Origin of the sequence: Anaerovibrio sp. RM50, assembly GCF_000622005.1 — a bacterium.
Lineage (GTDB): Bacteria > Bacillota > Negativicutes > Selenomonadales > Selenomonadaceae > Anaerovibrio.
This window is the reverse complement of sequence record NZ_JHWV01000005.1, coordinates 282,574-303,012: the sequence shown is the minus strand read 5'-3', so window position 1 is coordinate 303,012 and position 20,439 is coordinate 282,574. Positions and strand designations below refer to the sequence as shown.

Annotated in this window: 24 protein-coding genes and 1 tRNA gene; 1 reads left to right on the top strand and 24 read right to left on the bottom strand. The window is 47.3% G+C overall.

What is annotated here, in order from left to right; translation table 11 throughout:
- Positions 1-30: 30 nt before the first annotated feature.
- The 9 genes from T525_RS0103410 to T525_RS0103370 all read right to left on the bottom strand — a co-directional run bounded on the left by T525_RS0103410 (position 31) and on the right by T525_RS0103370 (position 7,530).
- The gene (locus T525_RS0103410) at positions 31-681 is read right to left on the bottom strand and encodes a TetR/AcrR family transcriptional regulator (protein WP_051533370.1); all 651 of its coding nucleotides are present in this window, start codon (positions 679-681) and stop codon (positions 31-33) included.
- A gap of 121 nt (positions 682-802) precedes the next feature.
- Positions 803-880: transfer RNA gene (locus tag T525_RS0103405), tRNA-Arg, on the bottom strand.
- 74 nt (positions 881-954) lie between these two features.
- Positions 955-1,314, bottom strand: a complete 360-nt coding sequence (locus T525_RS14050; protein ID WP_037324949.1) for a hypothetical protein — start codon at positions 1,312-1,314, stop codon at positions 955-957.
- Between the two features lie 12 nt (positions 1,315-1,326).
- Positions 1,327-2,172 carry a selenium-dependent molybdenum cofactor biosynthesis protein YqeB gene (gene yqeB, locus T525_RS0103395; RefSeq protein WP_027406049.1) on the bottom strand — a complete coding sequence of 282 codons (846 nt, stop codon included), beginning with the start codon at positions 2,170-2,172 and terminating at the stop codon, positions 1,327-1,329.
- A gap of 3 nt (positions 2,173-2,175) precedes the next feature.
- The gene (locus tag T525_RS0103390) at positions 2,176-2,838 is read right to left on the bottom strand and encodes a TatD family nuclease-associated radical SAM protein (protein WP_027406048.1); all 663 of its coding nucleotides are present in this window, start codon (positions 2,836-2,838) and stop codon (positions 2,176-2,178) included.
- A gap of 31 nt (positions 2,839-2,869) precedes the next feature.
- The gene (locus T525_RS0103385; protein ID WP_027406047.1) at positions 2,870-3,697 is read right to left on the bottom strand and encodes a pyridoxamine kinase; all 828 of its coding nucleotides are present in this window, start codon (positions 3,695-3,697) and stop codon (positions 2,870-2,872) included.
- Positions 3,698-3,735: 38 nt separating this feature from the next.
- On the bottom strand, positions 3,736-4,950 hold the full coding sequence (locus tag T525_RS0103380) for an FtsW/RodA/SpoVE family cell cycle protein (RefSeq protein WP_027406046.1): 1,215 nt from the start codon (positions 4,948-4,950) through the stop codon (positions 3,736-3,738).
- Positions 4,947-5,597, bottom strand: a complete 651-nt coding sequence (gene trmB / locus T525_RS0103375; protein ID WP_027406045.1) for a tRNA (guanosine(46)-N7)-methyltransferase TrmB — start codon at positions 5,595-5,597, stop codon at positions 4,947-4,949. Before trmB ends, T525_RS0103380 begins: the two co-directional genes overlap by 4 nt.
- 16 nt (positions 5,598-5,613) lie before the next feature.
- Complete coding sequence (locus T525_RS0103370) at positions 5,614-7,530, bottom strand: sigma 54-interacting transcriptional regulator (protein WP_027406044.1); 1,917 nt, start codon at positions 7,528-7,530, stop codon at positions 5,614-5,616.
- A gap of 257 nt (positions 7,531-7,787) precedes the next feature.
- Between T525_RS0103370 and T525_RS14045 the strand changes: the two genes are divergently transcribed.
- Entirely contained in the window at positions 7,788-8,126 is a 339-nt protein-coding gene (locus T525_RS14045) for a hypothetical protein (protein ID WP_051533369.1), read from the top strand.
- A 143-nt stretch (positions 8,127-8,269) separates the two neighbouring features.
- Here T525_RS14045 and atpC read toward each other — a convergent pair whose 3' ends face one another.
- The 15 genes from atpC to T525_RS0103290 form a co-directional block, all read right to left on the bottom strand.
- Positions 8,270-8,698 (bottom strand): ATP synthase F1 subunit epsilon, encoded by a 429-nt coding sequence (atpC, locus tag T525_RS0103360; RefSeq protein WP_027406043.1) that lies wholly within the window; start codon positions 8,696-8,698, stop codon positions 8,270-8,272.
- Positions 8,699-8,701: 3 nt separating this feature from the next.
- Complete coding sequence (gene atpD, locus T525_RS0103355) at positions 8,702-10,114, bottom strand: F0F1 ATP synthase subunit beta (RefSeq protein WP_027406042.1); 1,413 nt, start codon at positions 10,112-10,114, stop codon at positions 8,702-8,704.
- 12 nt (positions 10,115-10,126) lie between these two features.
- Entirely contained in the window at positions 10,127-10,987 is an 861-nt protein-coding gene (gene atpG, locus T525_RS0103350; protein ID WP_027406041.1) for an ATP synthase F1 subunit gamma, read from the bottom strand.
- A gap of 19 nt (positions 10,988-11,006) precedes the next feature.
- Entirely contained in the window at positions 11,007-12,524 is a 1,518-nt protein-coding gene (gene atpA / locus T525_RS0103345) for a F0F1 ATP synthase subunit alpha (protein WP_027406040.1), read from the bottom strand.
- A gap of 22 nt (positions 12,525-12,546) precedes the next feature.
- Complete coding sequence (gene atpH / locus T525_RS0103340; protein ID WP_027406039.1) at positions 12,547-13,089, bottom strand: ATP synthase F1 subunit delta; 543 nt, start codon at positions 13,087-13,089, stop codon at positions 12,547-12,549.
- Complete coding sequence (gene atpF, locus T525_RS0103335) at positions 13,083-13,586, bottom strand: F0F1 ATP synthase subunit B (RefSeq protein ID WP_027406038.1); 504 nt, start codon at positions 13,584-13,586, stop codon at positions 13,083-13,085. The genes atpH and atpF overlap by 7 nt, the downstream gene beginning before the upstream one ends.
- Positions 13,587-13,629: 43 nt before the next feature.
- Positions 13,630-13,881, bottom strand: coding sequence for a F0F1 ATP synthase subunit C (gene atpE / locus T525_RS0103330; protein WP_027397629.1), 252 nt, complete (start codon positions 13,879-13,881; stop codon positions 13,630-13,632).
- A 72-nt stretch (positions 13,882-13,953) separates the two neighbouring features.
- Complete coding sequence (gene atpB, locus T525_RS0103325; RefSeq protein ID WP_027406037.1) at positions 13,954-14,622, bottom strand: F0F1 ATP synthase subunit A; 669 nt, start codon at positions 14,620-14,622, stop codon at positions 13,954-13,956.
- Between the two features lie 63 nt (positions 14,623-14,685).
- On the bottom strand, positions 14,686-15,063 hold the full coding sequence (locus T525_RS15460) for a hypothetical protein (protein ID WP_051533368.1): 378 nt from the start codon (positions 15,061-15,063) through the stop codon (positions 14,686-14,688).
- A 228-nt stretch (positions 15,064-15,291) separates the two neighbouring features.
- Entirely contained in the window at positions 15,292-15,534 is a 243-nt protein-coding gene (locus T525_RS0103315) for an AtpZ/AtpI family protein (protein WP_037324948.1), read from the bottom strand.
- Between the two features lie 199 nt (positions 15,535-15,733).
- Positions 15,734-16,894 (bottom strand): non-hydrolyzing UDP-N-acetylglucosamine 2-epimerase, encoded by a 1,161-nt coding sequence (gene wecB / locus T525_RS0103310; protein ID WP_027406035.1) that lies wholly within the window; start codon positions 16,892-16,894, stop codon positions 15,734-15,736.
- Positions 16,895-16,941: 47 nt separating this feature from the next.
- Complete coding sequence (locus T525_RS0103305; RefSeq protein WP_027406034.1) at positions 16,942-17,979, bottom strand: glycosyltransferase family 4 protein; 1,038 nt, start codon at positions 17,977-17,979, stop codon at positions 16,942-16,944.
- Positions 17,980-18,137: 158 nt separating this feature from the next.
- Positions 18,138-18,596, bottom strand: coding sequence for a dCMP deaminase family protein (locus T525_RS0103300; protein ID WP_027406033.1), 459 nt, complete (start codon positions 18,594-18,596; stop codon positions 18,138-18,140).
- A 43-nt stretch (positions 18,597-18,639) separates the two neighbouring features.
- Complete coding sequence (locus T525_RS0103295) at positions 18,640-19,059, bottom strand: pre-16S rRNA-processing nuclease YqgF (protein WP_369751929.1); 420 nt, start codon at positions 19,057-19,059, stop codon at positions 18,640-18,642.
- Between the two features lie 88 nt (positions 19,060-19,147).
- Positions 19,148-20,377: a DUF3084 domain-containing protein gene (locus T525_RS0103290; RefSeq protein WP_027406031.1), complete on the bottom strand. Its 1,230-nt coding sequence runs from the start codon at positions 20,375-20,377 to the stop codon at positions 19,148-19,150.
- Between the last annotated feature and the right edge of the window lie 62 nt (positions 20,378-20,439).

Below are 20,439 nucleotides of genomic sequence, written 5' to 3'. Positions count from 1 at the left end.
ACACACTATATAAAACAATCACACACAAAATTAATCCTTGCAGCAAATCCCTGCCAGCAGCAATGTCAGCTTCATTTCAATGTTCTTTTCAAAGGTCACGGGAATGTGGCTGAAGGCTGCCGCCTGAAACATGGAGTGAAACATTTCCGCCATAATTTCAGGGGAAATATCGCTGCGGAACTCCCCACTGGTTTGCCCTGCCTTCAAAAGCTCCAAAAACCTCCCCATAAACTTTGGTGCCGGCATATCTATCTTGTGGCCGCCCCGTGGGTTTGACTGGGTCATGGCCCCGGTGAAGAGCAGGGGCAGAAGGTATCTGTTCTCTCCCACCAGCTTGGCAGTAAGCATTACCATTTCCCGAAGAATAACCTTGTAGCCCGGCCTGGATTTCATCAGACCATGAAGCTCCTCGGACATATCCCCTGCAAATCTGTTCAGCAGACTGATGAGAATATCCTCCTTGGAGTTGAAGTAATTATAAAAGGTTCCCAGCCCCATATCCGCCGCAGCCATAATATCTGCAATGGAGGTGGCCTGAAACCCCTTTTCACTGAACTGAATTACCGCCGCATTTAATATATCATTACGGGCCTTTATCTTTTTCTGCTCCCGGCGGCCCAGCTTTTCCCCGTTATTTTCCTGTATTTCTGTATTATCCAGCATCTCCGGATGTCCTGCCATTACATTACCTCCGTAGATTCATAATTAATGAATCCAATTCACTTTTTAACAGCTTTCTAAGTATAACACAAAACAGCACAAAATAAAAGCGCAAAGCAAATGCTCTGCGCTTAATATACAATGGTGACCCAGGAGGGACTCGAACCCCCGACCCCTTGATTCGTAGTCAAGTACTCTAATCCAGCTGAGCTACTGAGTCATGGTCGGCCTTAAATAACCAACACGAGTATATTACCTTAATAAATGGTATTTGTCAAATACTTTTTTGAGAATTTAAATCTCAGCCTTTTTCTCCCCATCAGATACAAGGGCACTGCTGAGCTTAACAAACTCCTTGTCCGCATCGGTGCAGGTGAAAATCCTCTGATGGTCCTTCTGAATAATCTGGTTTTCCTCTGCAATGCTGATGTCCAGCTGAATGCGGTTGTTTTTGTCCTTGCGGAAGGAATACTCCCCACGTGTGCTGAGCCATTCATTAATCATTTCCAGATTCATAAAGGAGGCCTGCTTATTGTACTCCTTGTATTCATCTGTGGCCGCTGCAGCAGCCTGCTTCATATCGGAAAAACTGCCGATAAGAAAGAAGTCAGTGCTGTCCTCTGTGGTCAAAAGTTTTGTAACTATATAAGACATCTAAATCATCCTCTATTTCTTTTTCCATGGCAGCAGATGGGACTTCTTCACATGGTTGTGCTCCCAGGCCACCACTTCCTCCAGCACCGACCCTGCCACGCAACGGGTCTTGGCTGAAATACTCATGCAGTTAGCGGGCTTGGTGCTTGGATCAATCTCCGCAATCTTAAGGCCCGTACGCACAGGACAATTATCGTGAAGCATGCCTCTTAAAACACCGGCAATAGGAGTTCTTATCTCCATTACATGGCCCCCGTCCACATGCAGACGGCCAATGAGCTCATCCTTATCAATAATATAGGCTGTGGGGTGACCCCCCTCCAGATAGCCGTCACATGGGGAATTTATGGAGTGGGAAGCCCTCATAATAGCCCTTGACTCGGCAATATCCCTTTCAGGCAGGGCAATTCCCTCATGGAGTATGCGTCCCAGATTATGTCCTCTGGCGGTTTCCACCACGCAGGTCACATCCTGCCCTGCCACAAAGCCGGGACCTATACCGATAGTCAGCGGGGCCATATCCTTGTGTGTGCCAAGATTCCGCTTGGCGTAAATGGCATCCACCAATATATTTGGCTTAAAATAGCTCAGACTTTCCAGCCCCGGGTCCACCATAATAACCAGCTTACCCTCTTTAAGCATTTTGCTGGCTTCCTTGGCATTGTCCGCCTTATAACAGGTGACCCTTTCCACAGTAGCTTCACCGTCATAAATGGCCTCAGAAAATACGATATTGCGACGAATGGCAGAAGGATACTGCTGCTCCAGCATCAGCACCTTATAGCCGCAATTATGCAGCCGATGGGCAATGCCGGTGGCCAGCTCGCCGCCGCCCCTGATCATAATAAGTTGTTTCATTTCTTAACTGTCCTCATATATACGAACCCGAAGCTTCAGCCCCCGGTCATCACAAATCTTTTGGCAAAGGTCAATTTCCTGCTGATTTTCCACCTTTTCCACCACAGTCATTACCACATTGAGCACATAGTCCTTGCAGTCCACTGCGAATTTCAGCATGGCATCAAAGGACTCTATGCCATATTTGGCACGGGTCAGCTCCAGATAACGCTCCCTGTTGGAGGCATTGAGACTGATGGAAACAGTATCAAGAATTCCCCCGGCAAAATCTCCCGCCGTACTGCGGCCATACATCAAATCAGACAGGCCGTTGGTATTAAGTCTGGTTTTCACCTCAGGATGGGTGCTCTTAACATATTTTAAAAGCTCCACCACTGCCTCAATACGGCAGGTGGGTTCACCAAAGCCGCAAAAAACGATTTCCGATACCATATCCCAGGGAAGCTCAGCAAGAAGTGACTTCACCTCATCAACAGATGGCTCCTCCTTGAGCCAAAGGGAGCTCTGCTCCGCCATTTCCTTCATATTGCGCAGACAGAAGGTACAGGCACAATTACATTTATTGGTAAGATTAACGTAAATTCCCCGCTTGCCCTCGGGCTGCTCCTTTAAGCTGTCCGCCACCTGCAAATATCTGCCGCCTTCATGAGTTGCATAAACTATCATATTGCCACCCCACACTATATATACTTCAAAATTATTTCAGCTCTGTTAAAAATTCCTCAAAGGCCAGTCCGTAATTCCACGGCAGCTCCAGCTCGCAGGTATATTCCAGAACCTTATTAATAAAGTCAGCGGCCTTTATAACCGCCTCCTCCAATGTTTCCCCATTTACAAGGCTTCCCGCCACAATGGCAGCAAAGGCATCCCCTGTGCCTGAACGGTCATCTCCCACCTTGTCCTTTTTCACAATGCGCTGTACACCGTTCTTTTCATAAAGGTAATTTTTGATGTGGGTATCATCGCTGAGGCCGGTAATAACCACCTGCTCCGGGCCGCGCTGGGACAGGGCCCTGGCCATTTTGGCCAGCTCATCCTCAGTAATACTGCCGTTTTCCGGGTATTCCACATCCAGCAGCTGGCAGGCCTCTGTAAGATTTGGTGTCACCAAATCAGCCCATTTTAAAAGCCGGCGCATTTCCCGGCACATTTCAGGAGTATATGAGGAATAAAGCCGTCCATAGTCACCCATCACCGGGTCCACCATAACCCGGGTATTCTCACCCTTGAAGCGATGTATAAAATCCTCCACCAGATTAATCTGGTCAAGGCTCCCCAAAAAGCCAGTGCAAATACCGTCAAATTCAATATTATGCTGTTCCCAGCTGTCCATATAGGGAATCATACGCCAAGTGTAATCGTCAATAAAAGGATTCTCAAAGCCCGTATGAACAGACAATATGGCCGTTGGCAATGGACAGGCCTGAATCTTCATGGCGGAAATCAGGGGCAGCTCCACCGTAACTGAGCATCTGCCAAAACCCGTAATATCATTAACCAGCGCAATACGCTTCTGCCTTTTCATGAAACATCTACCTTCTATCATCTGTCATACAATATCAATCATTTAACCCGTCTGAGCTTTGGCCCCGGCCGTCTAATAAGCTGAGGCTCCTTTTTCAGCATCTCACGGATAAGCTCCTTTTCCTTTTCTCGGGCAGTCTGTATGCTGATATTCACCAAAATTCCCACAGAAAACAAGGACATAACTAAAGAAGTACCGCCATAGCTGATAAAGGGAAGAGGCACACCAACCACGGGCATCATGCCGCTGACCATAATAAGATTGGCCACCGCCTGACCCCCAATAAGGAGCAGAACCCCCACCGCCAGCATCTGTCCGTACATATCCTGGGCCTGCTTGGCAATAGCGGCTGCATAACGGCAAAAGAGCATATATACTATCAAAATTGCCAAAACCACAAAAAAGCCCATTTCCTGGCTGAACACAGCAAAGGCAAAGTCCGTATGGGCCTCCGGCAGGTAATCATACTTGCTGAGGCCTTCTCCTATACCCATGCCAAAAAGTCCGCCGGAACCTATGGACATCAGAGAACGCACTGTCTGATAGCCCTGATCCTGGGCATAGGGCCAAGGGTCATAGGTAACCATGAGACGCTCCAGACGGTATGGCTGCATGTAAATCATAATGGCTACCAATATAAAACCGCCCAAAATCAGCCACTTAACCTTGCTTAAACGGAGGCCGCCAACCATAAGCATGATTACGGGAATACCCATAACGATACAGGCGGTCCCCATATCCGGTTCAACGTAAACCAGAAGAGCCAACAAGCCCACTACACCCAGCTGGCGATTAAAAAGATTAAGTTCTTTTCCCAGACCATTTCGGTAGGAAATATAATATCCAGCCAGCATAATACTAACCAGCTTGGCAAATTCCGCAGGCTGGAATGAAAAGCCCGGTAAAGGAATCCAGCGGCGGGCACCGTTTACAGGATCAGTAAAGAGCAGTACCACCAAAAGGCAGCCCAAAAGGATTACCGTCACTGGCATTATCAGCGAGCGCCATTTGTGATAATCCACCCTGGCACCCACAAAACAAAGCACCAGCCCCAAAAACATGCTGACAGCATGCCTTATCAAAAAAGCATAGGGGCTTCCGTAATCCCGTTCAGCCATTACGAAGGTTGAACTGAACACGTTAAAAAGCCCTGCTATAAGCAGTATTATCACCAGAGTCAAAACGGCTTCATGGTTGTTTTTCCATAATTTCAGGCCTCGTCTTCGTGCTGCCAGTGGCTCTACTTTACTCACTGAAAGGTTACCTCACAACGATTTATTTTTTCACCAAATCCGCTAAACTTGCGTTCATACTCAGTCATAATATTGTCTGGTCTATTCTCAGAATGAAGGTCAAAGGACACATCATCCACCTGAAGGCCGGCCTCCTCAAACTGCTCCAGTGAGAAGTCAAAGAGAGGGCGGTTGTCTGTCTTAAATACCAGCTTGCCCGGATGCTTCAGCAGCTTGGAATAACGCTTCAAAAAACCCACATGGGTAAGGCGGCGCTTGGCGTGTCTTGCCTTTGGCCATGGATCGCAGAAATTGATGTAGAACTGGTCTACCTCCCCTTCAGCGAAAATTTCTTCGATATTATTTATATCAAATACCAGAAGCTTAACATTGGTAATACCCAGCTCCCGAATCTTCTTTGCTGCCATGTAAAGCACATCCTGCTGTGCCTCAATGCCAATGAAATTTATATCAGGATGACGGAGGGCCATCTGACTGATAAAATCCCCCTTGCCTGTACCCAGCTCCACGTGAAGATCAGCCTGGCGGCCAAAGACCTCAGCCCACTTGCCCTTCTGTTCCTCAGAAGCCGGCTTGTCCTTAGGGAACACAAAATCCTCAAAATCATGAATAGCCTGGTCAACCCAAGGCTTTCTACGTAAACGCAAACTTATCGCTCCTATTCTATTTCTTTTCGAATCCGTATTTTTTCAGATACCGATAAAGTGTAACACGGCTTACATGAAGGAGATTGGCCATGCGGGACACGTTCCCCCCCGCAGCCTTCCAGGCCTTCACGAAAATATCCTTATCTTCCTTCCACTTATTGTCAGGCTTAACATCACCCATGAGGTTAATATCCTCTGGTCTGATAACACCATCAGTGGTCTTGAAGAAGGCCACCTCCAGTACCCCCTGAAGCTGCTTGATATTCCCCGGCCAATCGTAATTGGTGAGAATATTTACAGTTTCCTCCGCAATGGTCTTTTGCGGCATCTGGTGCTGGCTGGCCAGCTCATTGACAATGTGGACTGCCAAATCCCGTATATCCTCCCGACGGTTTCTCAAGGACGGTATACGAATCACACTTCTCGAAATGATATCATATAATTCTCTTGCAAACAAGCCTCTTTCAGTAAGACGCTTCAAATCGCTGTCACAGGCCCCCACAATGCGCACATCAATGGATCGGTCCACATCCTCCCCCACACGGTTGGACTGGGAGGTATTAAGGGCTGCTGCCAGCTCAATGGCAATATTTTTTGGCATTTTCTCGATTTCATCAATAAAGAGAGTGCCGCCTGAAGCCAGTTCCAGTTTGCCAGGATGGCTGATTTCAGAATTCAGGGCCACGCCGAAAAGCTCCTGCTCCAGAATTTCCGGAGTGGTATCCCCGCAATGAATGGTAATAAGAGGTCCCGCCGCACGCGGACTGGCCTGATGAATACCATGGGCCATACGCTGCTTGCCTGTTCCTGCCTCCCCCTGAATCAGCATGTGATGCTTATTTCTGGCAATGCGAAGAGCCTTGTCCTTAATGGAGCTGAAGTTGGTGCCGGCGCTCACAAGGGAATTAAGGCTGTATTTTGCCGTAAAGCCAGCGGCGTGAGCCACCAGAGTACGAAGGTCCTCGATTGGCATAGATACTGCCACTACGCTGTGTACCGTCTCGTCCCCGTTATAATCCAATGGAACTACCGTGGTAATATCCTCGTATGTCTTGGCCTGGGTAATCCAGGTCACCTCCTTATTATAGGAAGGCACCCCCTTAAAGCCACGATAAATAGGGGTGTGACGATAATTCATTATAACCTCGTTAAGGTTTGTCTTCACCTCATTATTGTCCTGAGGCTGAGCCCCAATCCCCATTAGTCTGCTCATGCCCAGCTTATTGGCATAGGCCACCTCATCCCCGGCCATAACATGGTACACCGCAAAAGGAGTTGCATCCAAAATAGCCTCCTGGGCCTTGATGCGGGTAAACTGATGGAGATAAACCTCCAGGGACTCCTTAATAGTAAGCAGCATGGCGATAATGGCATCCTGAGGCATATCAGTCTGCTCCACTGCCACAAGAGAAATCAGATACTGCAGCTCATTATCAACAATAATCGGTGCAGAGCAGGCATCACTTTGCTGGCACTCTGCCGCCCACATCTCAGGGCCAAAGAGCCAGAATGGTGCCTTGTGCTCATAGGCAATACTGATGGAAGAGGTACCTACCTCCTCTATGCCCACCCGAACCCCTTCAATCTCACCCGGGGTCATCTGATAAAAGGGCATGGAATAACTCTTTAAAACGGTGCAGTTGGCATCCAGTATCAGCAGGCTGATGTTGTATTTCTGGAAAAACTCACGCACGTTACCGCTGATATCCTCCAGATATTTTATTGCCGGGCCGTGAAGCTTCTGGGCCTCCTGCAGCTCTTCCGCAGAAAGGCGCCTGGAAGTGGACATTTTATCGTATGGCACCTTTAAAGCAGCACTTTTCTCCCAGGACTTTGCCACCCATGGGTGCACGTTGGGGTCAATTTCACCAGTTTCAATAAATCTATGATAATATGCTTCCAGTTTTTCACGACTTCGACGCTCTCTAATCATAAAACCTTCACTCTCCCCTTTATCATATTCTGTATTTCAAAAGCAAAATAATTCTAAAACTATACATATACACCTATTTTAACATTAGTGATTTTTCTCTGCAAATTTTCCGGCCTAAAAGTTACAATTATCCTTCAATTTTGCCCTATATAATGTAATATTTTGTTTACTGGCTTTTTTCAAAGGTTTAATTATGATATAATCTCATTGTTCGTACTATAATGTATATGAATAAAAAGGAGAATGGTGGTTTATTAATGTCTACTCAATATAAGAAAATTCAGAAGAACATTTCCCCCGCCGTTGAGGGAACAAACAGCAAGGCCAACATGAAGCCAAAGGCTTCCAAGGATTTATTGCTTCTCATTATGATTGCCCTTACCATGTTCGTTATGGCTTTGGGTTGGCAGGCTCTGGACCAGATCGGTGTGGCTATGTATACCTGCCTTATGATTGGTATGCTGGTGGTTTACATTAACCGTCACGGCAACTTCACCGACAAGGTTCACAGAATTCTGGTGGGCGTAAGCATGGGTACCCTCTTTGCTTCCATCGGTCTCTTGGGTCTCAGCGTATACATGCAGTATTTTGCATAAAACCAAAGTAAAAAATTATAATTGGATTTTTGGGCCAGCTTCCTCGCGAAGCTGGTTTTTTTTGCAATAAAGTCAGACCTATCTGGCTATTTTTGCAAATAAAAAGACTGGCCCGTAGACCAGTCTCATAATTTTGTTGGTTATTAAATATCACCCTTGGTTCCAAGAGCCTTAAGACGGGCCAATGCCCGCTGCAGGGAAGCCTCGGCGCGGAGAAGATTAATATCCCCACGGGCCTCGCCGCCAGCCTTATAGGCCTCAATGCGCTGCTTGGCACGTTCCATGGACTTACGTGCACGGTCTGCATCGATGTCCTCAGGAAGCTCGGCAACGGAAGCCAGTACGGAAATTTTTTCCGGCTGAACCTCCATAAAGCCACCGCCAACAGCCACCAGCTTCTCGGTACCTTCCATCTTTACCCGCATGGCATGAGGCACAAGGCCGGTTACCAATGGGGCATGATGAGGGAGAATACCCAGCTCACCGTCAGTGGAACGGACAATGAGCATATCAATATCAGCAGAATAAACGATCTTATCCGGAGATACAATCTCTAGCTTTATTGTAGCCATGGATTATCCCTCCTTTTTCATCTTCTCTGCCTTCTCCAGAACCTCTTCGATACCGCCTACCATATAGAAAGCAGCCTCTGGCAGTTCGTCGTACTTGCCCTCCAGAATCTCCTTGAAGCCACGGATGGTGTCACGAAGCGGAACATATTTACCAGGTGTGCCTGTGAAGATTTCTGCTACAGCAAATGGCTGGGACAGGAATCTCTGAATCTTACGGGCACGGGCTACTGTCAGCTTATCATCATCGGAAAGTTCTTCCATACCCAGAATTGCGATAATATCCTGCAACTCCTTGTACTTCTGGAGAACTGCCTGAACGCCACGGGCAACCTCGTAATGCTCGGAGCCAATAACATTTGGATCCAGAATACGGGAAGTGGAATCCAGTGGGTCCACTGCCGGATAAATACCCAGCTCAGCAATCTGACGGGACAGAACTGTGGTTGCATCCAGATGGGTAAAGGTACCAGCTGGTGCTGGGTCTGTCAAGTCATCGGCTGGTACATATACAGCCTGTACAGAGGTGATGGAACCCTTGTTGGTGGAGGTAATACGCTCCTGAAGGGCACCGATATCCGTAGTCAGGGTTGGCTGATAACCTACTGCAGATGGCATACGACCAAGCAGTGCGGATACCTCAGAACCAGCCTGAATGAAACGGAAAATGTTATCAATGAAGAGAAGCACGTCCTGACCCTGAACATCACGGAAATACTCCGCCATGGTGAGGCCGGTAAGACCTACACGCATACGGGCTCCAGGCGGCTCATTCATCTGGCCGTAAACAAGAGCAGTCTTGTCAATAACGCCAGACTCGGTCATCTCAGTCCACAAATCGTTACCCTCACGGGTACGCTCGCCTACACCGGCGAATACGGAATAACCGCCGTGCTGGGTAGCAATGTTATGAATCAGCTCCATGATAAGAACTGTCTTGCCTACGCCGGCACCACCGAACAAACCGATTTTACCGCCGCGGGAATATGGAGCAATAAGGTCAACGACCTTGATACCAGTCTCCAGAATCTGGGTTGCAGTCTCCTGCTCATCAAATTTAGGAGCCGGACGATGAATTGGCCAGAATTCCTTGTTGCCAACTGGTGCTGGATTATTATCAACTGTCTGACCCAATACGTTAAATACACGGCCAAGGCAAGCATCGCCTACTGGAACCTTAATTGGAGCCCCAGTATCTACAGCTTCCATGCCACGGGTAAGACCATCAGTAGAGCTCATGGCGATACAACGGGTAACGCTGTCACCCAAATGCTGCATAACCTCTACCACCAGATCTATTTCCACGTCGCCGGCTTTACCCTGGATTGTAATTGCATTAAGAATCTCTGGCAGTTCACCTGCGGGAAATTCAATATCTACGACAGGTCCGATTACCTGTACGACTTTACCGTTTGCCAATGGTAAACCCCCTTATTTAAGTGCCTCAGCACCGCCCACGATCTCTGTGATCTCGCGGGTTATGCCGGCCTGACGAACTTTATTATAGTGCAAATCAAGTTTTGCGATAAGCTCCTGAGCATTATCCGTAGCGTTACTCATGGCATTCATGCGGGAACTGAGCTCACTGGCAGATGCCTGTAGGAGCGCCGCATAAATGGTGGTAACGAGATACTGTGGCAGAAGATACCCCAGTACCTCTGCTGCATTAGGCTCATAGATGTATTCTGAACGAATCTTTTTCTCTTCGCCCTCCTCTGTGGCAAGATTGCCAAAAGGAAGCAGCTTGACAGTTTCAGGAACACAGTTAATTGCAGAAATGAATCTGGTATAAACCATATACACCTCTTCAATTTCACCGGACTTGAAACGTTCAATGATATTTTCAGCTATGTCTTTGGCGTTATCGAACTTAGGGCGTTCGCTGACACCGATGTATTCGCTGCAAACATCATAGCCACGGTTGGAAAAATAATCTCTTGCTTTACGGCCCACAGTTATAAGCTGGGTATTGCCCTTATCCACCACCTGGGAAACGGCTTCCTTGATGGCATTGCTGGAATATGCTCCGGCAAGTCCCTTATCAGAAGTCATTACCAGTATAAGGCGTTTTCCCCCCGGATAAACCTCCAGAAGGGGATGACTGAAATCAGTCACATTCTTGGCAACATCAGATACGACCTGGGCCATTTTATCTGCATAAGGCTTATTGGCAACAGCAGCCTCTTTGGCCTGACGAAGGCGGGAGGTTGCTACCATGTTCATGGCATTTGTGATTTGCTGTATACTCTTTACGCTCTTGATACGACGGCGTATGTCCTGTAAACTAGCCAAATAAAATCACCTCGCTGCCTTATGCCATTTTGTAGGTTACAGTTTCCTTAAATTCCTCAATAGCCTTGGAAATCTCAGCCTCTAAAGCATCATCCAGCTTTTTCTGATCTGCAACCTTCTGGAGAACAGCCTCATGCTCGTTGTGCATGAACTTCAGGAGGTCACTCTGGAAGGTAACAACCTTGTCCACCGGAATATCAGTCAGGAAGCCACGAACTGCGGAGAAGATTACAACAACCTGTTCCTCAACAGCCAGTGGGGAATACTGGGCCTGCTTCAAAGTCTCAACCATACGGGCACCGCGGTCCAACTGAGCCTTGGTGGCCTTATCCAAATCGGAAGCGAACTGTGCGAATGCAGCCAACTCACGATACTGAGCCAGATCCAAACGCATGGTACCGGCAACCTGCTTCATAGCCTTAATCTGAGCACTACCACCTACACGGGATACGGACAGACCTACGCTGATGGCAGGACGGATACCAGAATAGAACGCATCAGTCTCCAGCATAATCTGACCATCGGTGATGGAGATTACGTTGGTAGGAATATATGCAGAAACGTCACCTGCCAGAGTCTCGATAATAGGCAGGGCGGTAATGGAACCGGCACCTAAATTATCGGAGAGCTTGGCAGCACGCTCCAACAGACGGGAATGTAAGTAGAATACATCACCCGGATATGCCTCACGTCCTGGTGGACGGCGGAGCAGCAGTGACATGGCACGATATGCAGCCGCATGCTTGGTAAGGTCATCATATACGCAGAGGCAGTGACCGCCCTTGTACATGAAGTACTCAGCCATAGCAACGCCGGCATAAGGAGCCAGATACTGAAGTGGAGCACTGTCAGATGCTGTAGCAACAACTACGATGGTGTACTCCATGGCACCGGCATCTTCCAATGTCTTAACTACGCGGGCAACGGTGGATGCCTTCTGACCAATTGCCACATATACGCAAGTACAGTTCTGTCCCTTCTGGTTCAGAATAGTATCTACGGCAATAGCGGTCTTACCAGTACCACGGTCACCGATAATCAGCTCACGCTGGCCACGGCCGATAGGTACCAGGGCATCAATAGCCTTTAAACCGGTCTGGAGTGGCTCATGTACTGACTTTCTGTCAGCGATACCAGGAGCCTTATACTCTACCGGACGATATTCTGTTGTGTTGATAGGTCCCTTGCCATCCACAGGGCGGCCCAGTGCATCAACTACACGGCCAACCATGGCTTCGCCTACAGGAACCTGCATGATGGTGCCGGTACGTTTTACCATATCGCCTTCCTTGATGGCAGTATCGCCACCAAGAATAACTGCACCAACGTTGTCCTGCTCCAGATTAAGAACAAGACCATATATATCGTTACCGAAATCCAGCAGCTCACCGGCCATAGCCTTGCTGAGGCCATGAACGTGGGCGATACCATCACCGATTTCGATAACAGTGCCTACATCATCAACATTCAAATCAACATTGTAGTTCTTGATTTGATCCTTGATAATGGCTGTTATTTCTTCCGGATTCATTTTCATACTTCGCTGTCACCCCATTTTCTCAATTACTTGCCATCAATTCAGCCTTCAGTGCCTGCAAACGGCCGGTCACACTGCCGTCGATGCGTCTGTCACCGATTTTTACAACTACGCCGCCAATGATACCCTTATCCTGGTGCATGCGAAGCTGTACCTTTTTGCCGGTCACCTCTTCCAATTTGCTGCCAAGACTTGCCTTGAGTTCTGACTTCAAATCAAATGCACTGGTTACATCAGCGATTACAATGCCCTGTGCTTTGTTGGACATTTCCTGATAGCACTCGTTAATGGCCTCCAGCAGAACAATACGCCGCTTGTCCACCAGAAGCAGCAAAAACTTAAACATCAAGTCAGAAACCTCACCCTTCAAAAGCTTGGAAATAAGGTCTTTCTTGGCTTGAGGCTGTACCTGCGGGTTGGTCAGGAAGCCCTTAAGATCAGCCTGGGAAAACAGGTCATGGCTCACCTGGGTAAGCTCCTTGCCGTACTTCTCAAGCTGGTTTTCCTCTTTGGCAATCTCAAAGATTGCAACCCCGTATTTACGGGCAAGCTGTATATTTAACATGGCAAATCACCAATCTTGTCCTTATCGAGCTGGTCGATAAACTCCTTGATAAGTGCTTCATTCTCAGCAGCATCAATATTCTTGGAAACGATTTTCTCAGCTGCGGCAATGGAAAGTGCAGCAACCTGTCCCTTGAGTTTTTCAACTGCCAGAGCGCGTTCCCTCTGAATTTCCTGCTGGGCAGCATGCTTCATCTGATCGATTTCAGCTTTTGTTGTCTGCATGCTGGCCTCATGATCTTCACGGGTGCGCTTTTCTGCCTTGTCGATAATCTCCTGAGCCTTTATCCGGGCACCTGCCAGCTGGTCCTGATACTGTTTCAGGGTAGCTTCGGCAGCTGCGGCATCGTCGTCAGCTTTTTTAATGCTGCCGGCGATTCTTTCCTCACGCTCTTTCAGCATCTTAACAATAGGCTTATACGCAAAAATACGGAGAAGAACAACAAGAACCAAGAAGTTCAGCATCTGCGCAATTAATGTTGCGTTAATATCAATCAATTCTATTGCCCCCTCTACTTAATAGCCTCATCGGTAGCGTTAATTACTTGATGAGCGGATTAGCGTAGAGAATAATCAGGGCAATAACGGTTGCGATAATACACATTGCCTCAATCAGACCTACGGAAATCAGGGTGTTAGTAAAGAGTGCATTCTTTGCCTCTGGCTGACGGGTCAAGCCCTCAATAAACTTACTGGTTACCAGTGCATCGCCCAAAGCTGCACCAACTGCTGCCAAACCCATAATAATACCTACACCGATCATAGCTGCCGCTACCATAACTGAATGTTCCATTAGATAATCCTCCTTAAAATAAATAACGATTTTTTCTGTTTTCGTCGTGATAAAAATATCGAGAAAACGTTCTTACTCCTCACTGTCCTTTACTGCATTGGCCAAATAAGCCAGGGAAAGGCTGGTGAAGATAAATGCCTGTACTCCGCCGATAAACAAACTGAAGGCCAGCCATGCTACAGATGGGAGAATTGCCCATTTAGCCAGCATAAGCAAAATAATGATGAGAATCTCACCTGCCAGAATGTTACCAAATAGACGGAAGGCCAGTGTGATTGGCTTGGCTATTTCCTCAATAACGTTGATGATAACAAAAATTGGGAACGGCTGGAAGAAATGCTTAATATAATGCATTCCCTTCATGTACACACCCAAAGTATGTACCATAACGATAATGAAGAGCGCCAGGCCCAAGGTGGTGTTCAGATCATTTGTCGGCGATGCCATAGTAGGCACCAAACCAAGCCAATTGGCTACAATCAGGAAAAGGAACAATGTTACAATCAATGGACAAAGGAATTCTCCCTTTGGCCCAAGACTGGTAAGCGTCTGTTCCCTAAGCCACACGATGAGTCCCTCAACAATGTTCTGGGCACCAGTTGGTACCATTTTGAGGTTCCTGGTGGCAAGTATAGCTATAAACAAAACAATAGCCATACTTATCCAGGTCATCACCAGTGTCTCCCAATTGAAGGTCAGGCCGGCAAACTGCACTGTTTCGCGAACACCGATTTCATGCATAACCTATACCCCCTTCTACTGTATCCGAACCATGCCGGACACAACATGAGAATTTATATTGACCTACAGATATCTGCTGTAGTTGTTCTGTATCAGCAAAACCATCCCCAGAACATAAACAATGGCGAAGCCTGTGACAACAGCCACAAACTGTTCCACCGAAATCTGGATGGCCATACCAAATACCACCAATAGCAGCACCAACCGTAAAATAAGTCCTATGGCCATGGTGCTTTTCGCCTGGGCCACAGTCATATCTGCACTGCGCCACAGTCTTCCCAGCATGATGCCATACCAGGCAAAGCCCATGAAATAACCGGCTGCCAGTCCACAAAGCAAGACCATCTGCTGATATACCAGAAGGGAAACCACCATCATGGCAGTCAACACTCCCAGTATCTTCAACATCTTAATGATGTTGGCCAATATAACTTCCCGCATATTCCTCCTCCGACAAGTTTTATTTACCCGTCTTCGTTGAATATTGAATTATTCTGCATCGGAAACATTCCGATACAGAATAATTATAACCCAATTGTTCAGATTTTGCCACAAGCAAAATCTACCAAATAGAGGGTTTCAACACGCAATAAATGTAAAAAGCGTGTTATAGCATAATTAGTTTTCCTATTCATCTATTTTTCATAAAGAAAATCCGATGAACAGGGCTCAAATAATGCCTTTGAGCTGTTTATATGTCAGATAAAAGGCAATGGGAAATCCAAGTATTATCCCCGTAAGCTTTCCACCGTATTCAAGGCCCAGAAATTCATCTGCCATGGCACCTATGAAGATGCAAATCCCAATAACCACCGCAAAGAAAATGCCTACGCCTCCAAGGACACCAAAAGCCTTCAGGGCCTGGGACAGTCCGCCGGACTCCTGCTCCTTCTGTTCATCATTCGGCTTCATGTGCCTCACCTGCCTTTTTCTCCAACAACAGTAACGATAGCCACAAGCCCAATTATAGCAAATATTTTGTAATTGTGAAACAATTCTGCAAAATTTATGAAAATAATTTCATGCTAATATTTTCATAATTTCTGTTTATGATATTTTTGATACAAAAAAGAGACCACCCGAAAGCAGTCTCTTAACAATTACTATGAAATTATTTGGCCACGAAGCGGTCCGGCTTTGCATGTCCCTTCCCGTACTTATGGAGAATTGCCTCCACAATGCGGCGGGATGCCTGTCCGTCACCATAAGGATTGCAGGCCTCAGCCATGCTGTTGTACTCACTTTTGTCAGTCAGCAGCTTTTTGGCTTCCTCATATACCACCTTCTCATCAGTGCCGATGAGCTTAACGGTGCCGGCCTCCACAGCCTCAGGACGCTCTGTGGTATCACGGAGCACCAGAACCGGCTTGCCCAATGCAGGGGCCTCCTCCTGAACTCCGCCGGAGTCAGTAAGAATCATGTAGGCTCTGTGCATGAGATTGGCAAATGGCTCGTAGTCCAGAGGGTCAATGAGATAAACCTTGTCGTGTCCACCCAGCTCTTCCTTTACCACCTCACGAACCTTAGGGTTCTTGTGTACAGGGAATACAATCTCCACGTCATCAAATTCCTCAATAAGCTGACGCAGAGCCTTATATACATTGCGCATTGGCTCACCCAGATTTTCACGGCGGTGGGTGGTAACCAATACAATACGCTTATTCTTGTAATCGATATTCTGGAGAGTTTTGTTCTCAAAAACAAAATCCTCACGGACGGTTTTATGAAGAGCATCAATAACGGTATTTCCGGTAACAAAGATACCCTCCTTATTGATGGACTCAGCCAAAAGATTGTTCTCGGAGGTATTGGTAGGCGCAAAATGCAAATCAGCAATAGAGCCGGTGAGCTTGCGGTTCATTTCCTCAGGGAACGGCGAATACTTGTTGTGAGTTCTCAGACCAGCCTCCACATGACCTACGGCAGTCTGATGATAATATGCAGCAAGAGCCCCCGCAAAAGTAGTGGTGGTATCACCATGTACCAGCACAATATCAGGGTCTTCCTTCTGCAGCACCTTATCCAGGCCCATCATAGCCCTGGAAGTAATATCGAACAAGGTCTGTCCGGCAGCCATAATATCCAGATCGTAATCCGGCGTAATATGGAAAAGATTCAAAACCTGGTCCAGCATATCCCGATGCTGGGCAGTAACAGCCACCACCGGCTTGATCTCCTCAGGATGTTTGGCCAGCTCCAATACTACAGGAGCCATTTTTATTGCTTCTGGGCGGGTACCAAACACAGTCATTACTTTAATTTTTTTACCCATCTTAATCCCCTTCCACATACGAGAAAGTTACGAAAATATATTAAAAATCAAGGATTCTTCATTCTGAGAATACCAAGTTTTCTTGCACCAAAAAATACAACCAGAATAACGGCTATTACAATGGCAATAGCAATGCCGCCGGACACTTCGTTAAGAAGCACTGCACTGAGGCCCAGCATGGCACTGATAACATACATCAGAAGAACTGCCTGACGCTGGTTAAAGCCCATATCCAACAGGCGATGATGGAGATGTCCCTTGTCCGGCTTAAAAATAGGCACGCCCCCACGATAACGGCGGATAATGGCAAAGGATGTATCCAAAATAGGCACACCAAGGGCCAAAATAGGCACAATAAGGGCAATGGTTGCTGCACTCTTTACCGCACCGATTACGGAAATTCCTGCCAGCACAAAGCCCAGGAGCATACTGCCCGTATCCCCCATGAAAATCTTGGCAGGATTGAAATTATACCAAAGGAAGCCAATAGCTGCCCCTGCCAGTGCTGCCGTAATGATGGTTACCAGCACAAAGGCGTTCTGAATGGCCACCAAAAGAATAGTGATGGAGGCAATGGTTGCCACTCCTGCAGCCAGACCATCCAGACCATCAATAAGATTTACAGTGTTGGTAAGCCCCACAATCCAAAAGAGGGTAGCGGGAATTGCAAAATATTCAAGATAGAAATAATCACCAAAAGGGTCAGCCACGAAGTCAATTTGCACCCCAAAGGCCACAAGAACACCTGCCGCCACAATCTGGCCCAGGAGCTTAACCTTTGGAGGAAGATTTTTGTAATCATCCACCAGCCCAAGGATTACAATTAAGGTTGCACCGACCAGGAGACCAATCACTCCGGACTGGACATCCTCCGGGAGCATATCCAGCTGCAGGGTGGTCAGTACCCCAGCCATAAAGGCAATATATATGCCCAAGCCGCCAATGCGCGGAATAGGCTTTTGATGAACTTTTCTGGCATCAGGTGCATCCATGGCACCTGTTTTATCTGCAAATAATATAACTGCCGGGGTAATCGCCAGTGATACCACCAGGGCTATCAATAATGCCCAAACGAAATTTGGCATAAAAAGTCACCTGCTTTCTTTAGAACATACCAATTTTACTGCACGAGATGCACTCTGTCAACAAGATAAAAAAGCAGGTATGTATACAAAAATGATGGGGCTGCTTATTGGAACAATTAGGGCATGAGCCGTTCCAATAATCAGCCCCAGCCATGAAGTCACTTTATATCTTTTGGGGCCACTTCAACTGTGGAGCCATCTGATTCCAGATAAATAACCTTGTCCAGCATAGCATTTCTCAGCATGCGTCTGCAAAGAAGGCATGGCTTGCCGCTGGCCAGAGTGCCGTCAGCATTGTAGCCCACGATATAGGCAGTTGCCCCCTTCATTTTTTCCGGATCACCGTTGATAATGGCATTCTGCTCCGCATGAACTGCCACACAAAGCTCATAATTCTGTCCAGGCTTAATGCCCAGACGCTGACGTTCACAAAGCCCGGTATCAATGCAGTTGGCCTCACCCCTAGGGGCCCCGTTATAACCGGTACTGATAATAATCTTGTCCTTTACAATAATTGCCCCGTATTTACGTCTGAGGCAGGTGGAACGCTTTCCTACTGCCTTGGAAATATCAAGAAAATAATCATTCCATTCCGGTCTCTTTGAAGCATCAGACATTTTATTCTCCCCTTTTCTTGCCACTTTTATCATAGCCTAATTATTATTTATTTTCTTCCAGAAATCTTCTGGCCAGAATAACCGCCACAAAATCGTCCACTGGCTCCGGTGGTACCTGCATACTGGTAGGTATAAGCTTACGCCACCCCTTTGGCGGCTTCACCTTCCAATATTCCCCCCGCGCCAGCTGGGTGGTAAAGTACTCGTCCACCTCCACAAGCTTAAGCCCCGGACATTCATTTTTTATCCTGATCTTGGCCTCATTGGAGGTGGTACCATTACCAATTACAAGTATATCAGCTTCATAGTCTCTCTTCAAATTGCTAATTTTAGCCGACATATCCGAAGTATCCACCACCCGCTGATACAACACAGTGCCGTCCACAGACAGGGCGGCCACACCGCATTTGTCCCGTCCCGGGTCCACAGCCAATATGCTTTTTCCAAGTGTTTTTTTATCCAAAATAAATACTCCCCAACACAAACAAAGGCAGATACTGATTGCCTTGAATTAAAGACAATCAGCCTCTACCTTATACTAATATTCTCTTTTAAAATGCCCCAATGACTCCGGAGGCAATAATTTTCAGTCTTATACGGAGCGGGCCGAATACCTCGCAGGCCCCCTTGGCATAGGCGTAAATAGTGGCATTTCCACGGGCCGCCCTTAAGCCATTAATGGCATTATAAATCTCCTCGCCCTCAATAACACCCACGTTGCCGGTAATAGGATCCGGCAGTACGCCCTTTTGGGTGGCAATGCCGTTTACATCCTGAAGGAAGCCGGTCATTGCAGCATTCACTTCCTCCTCCTTGTTCACATCCACATGGATGGACTTGGTGGCAATAAGCTCACCGTCACTGAACACACGCTTATTGCGGTAAAGCTGCAATACGGTGCGTACGTCCTCACCACGCAACAGATTACCAACTGAGACAATACGGACAATCATATCATCCTGGCTCTCGGATATAATCTGGGAGGCATATTCGTAATCAGACTGCAAAATCCAAATCTGCTTTTCCTGCTCAGTAGCCTTGCTTCCCAAGCGGCTGGCAATATTTTCCCTTGCCACATCAGTAAGGGAATGTAGGTCATTCATGGTATCCTCAGTGCTGCGGCCGCATTTCACAACGCCACTGGCCAATACTTCACCGGCCCTGAAGGTAATATCACCCTCACGCATAATCTGAATGCCCGTGGTGAGATAAGCATTTCTGTCCTCCAGCTGCTTGTTGTCATTAGCCAGCTTGGTATTGTCATCATTCAGCTTGGCGTTGTCATCTGCAAGCCCCTGATTCTGGGAAGCCAAATTGTTGTTTTCCGCCAAAAGCTCTGCTTTGGCTGCTTCCAGGGCATCATTGCCACGCTGCAGCTCATCAGCCCTCTGTTCCAGCTCACGGCGCTGTTCCATAAGCTGTTCCAGATCTTCACGGGTCTTGGCCAGGGCAGCATCAGTTTTTGCCTGTTCTGACTTGGAATTTTCCAGTTCCCTGGAAGCGTATGCCAGACGGTTCTCCGTCTCTGCCATGGTCTGACGCAGCTGCTCCATGCCGAAAAGAGCGGTGCGTACATTTTCCGACACAGTGGTCATTACCGCCAAAGTCATGGTGGTAATACTGATACCTGTAAGAATAGTCACCAAAACCGAGGTGTGTTTTGGACGAAGTCCAAAGATTGTCAGCTTTTTCTTGCCCACCTTTGACCCCAGCCTGTCACCAATAAAGGCTATGGCTCCGCCTACAACTACCAGAACCACAATCAAAAACAGACCATACACGGCGAAGTCACTCCCCTTCAAACATCAACAATTAAATAACAAGTGAAAATTCATCACTTAAA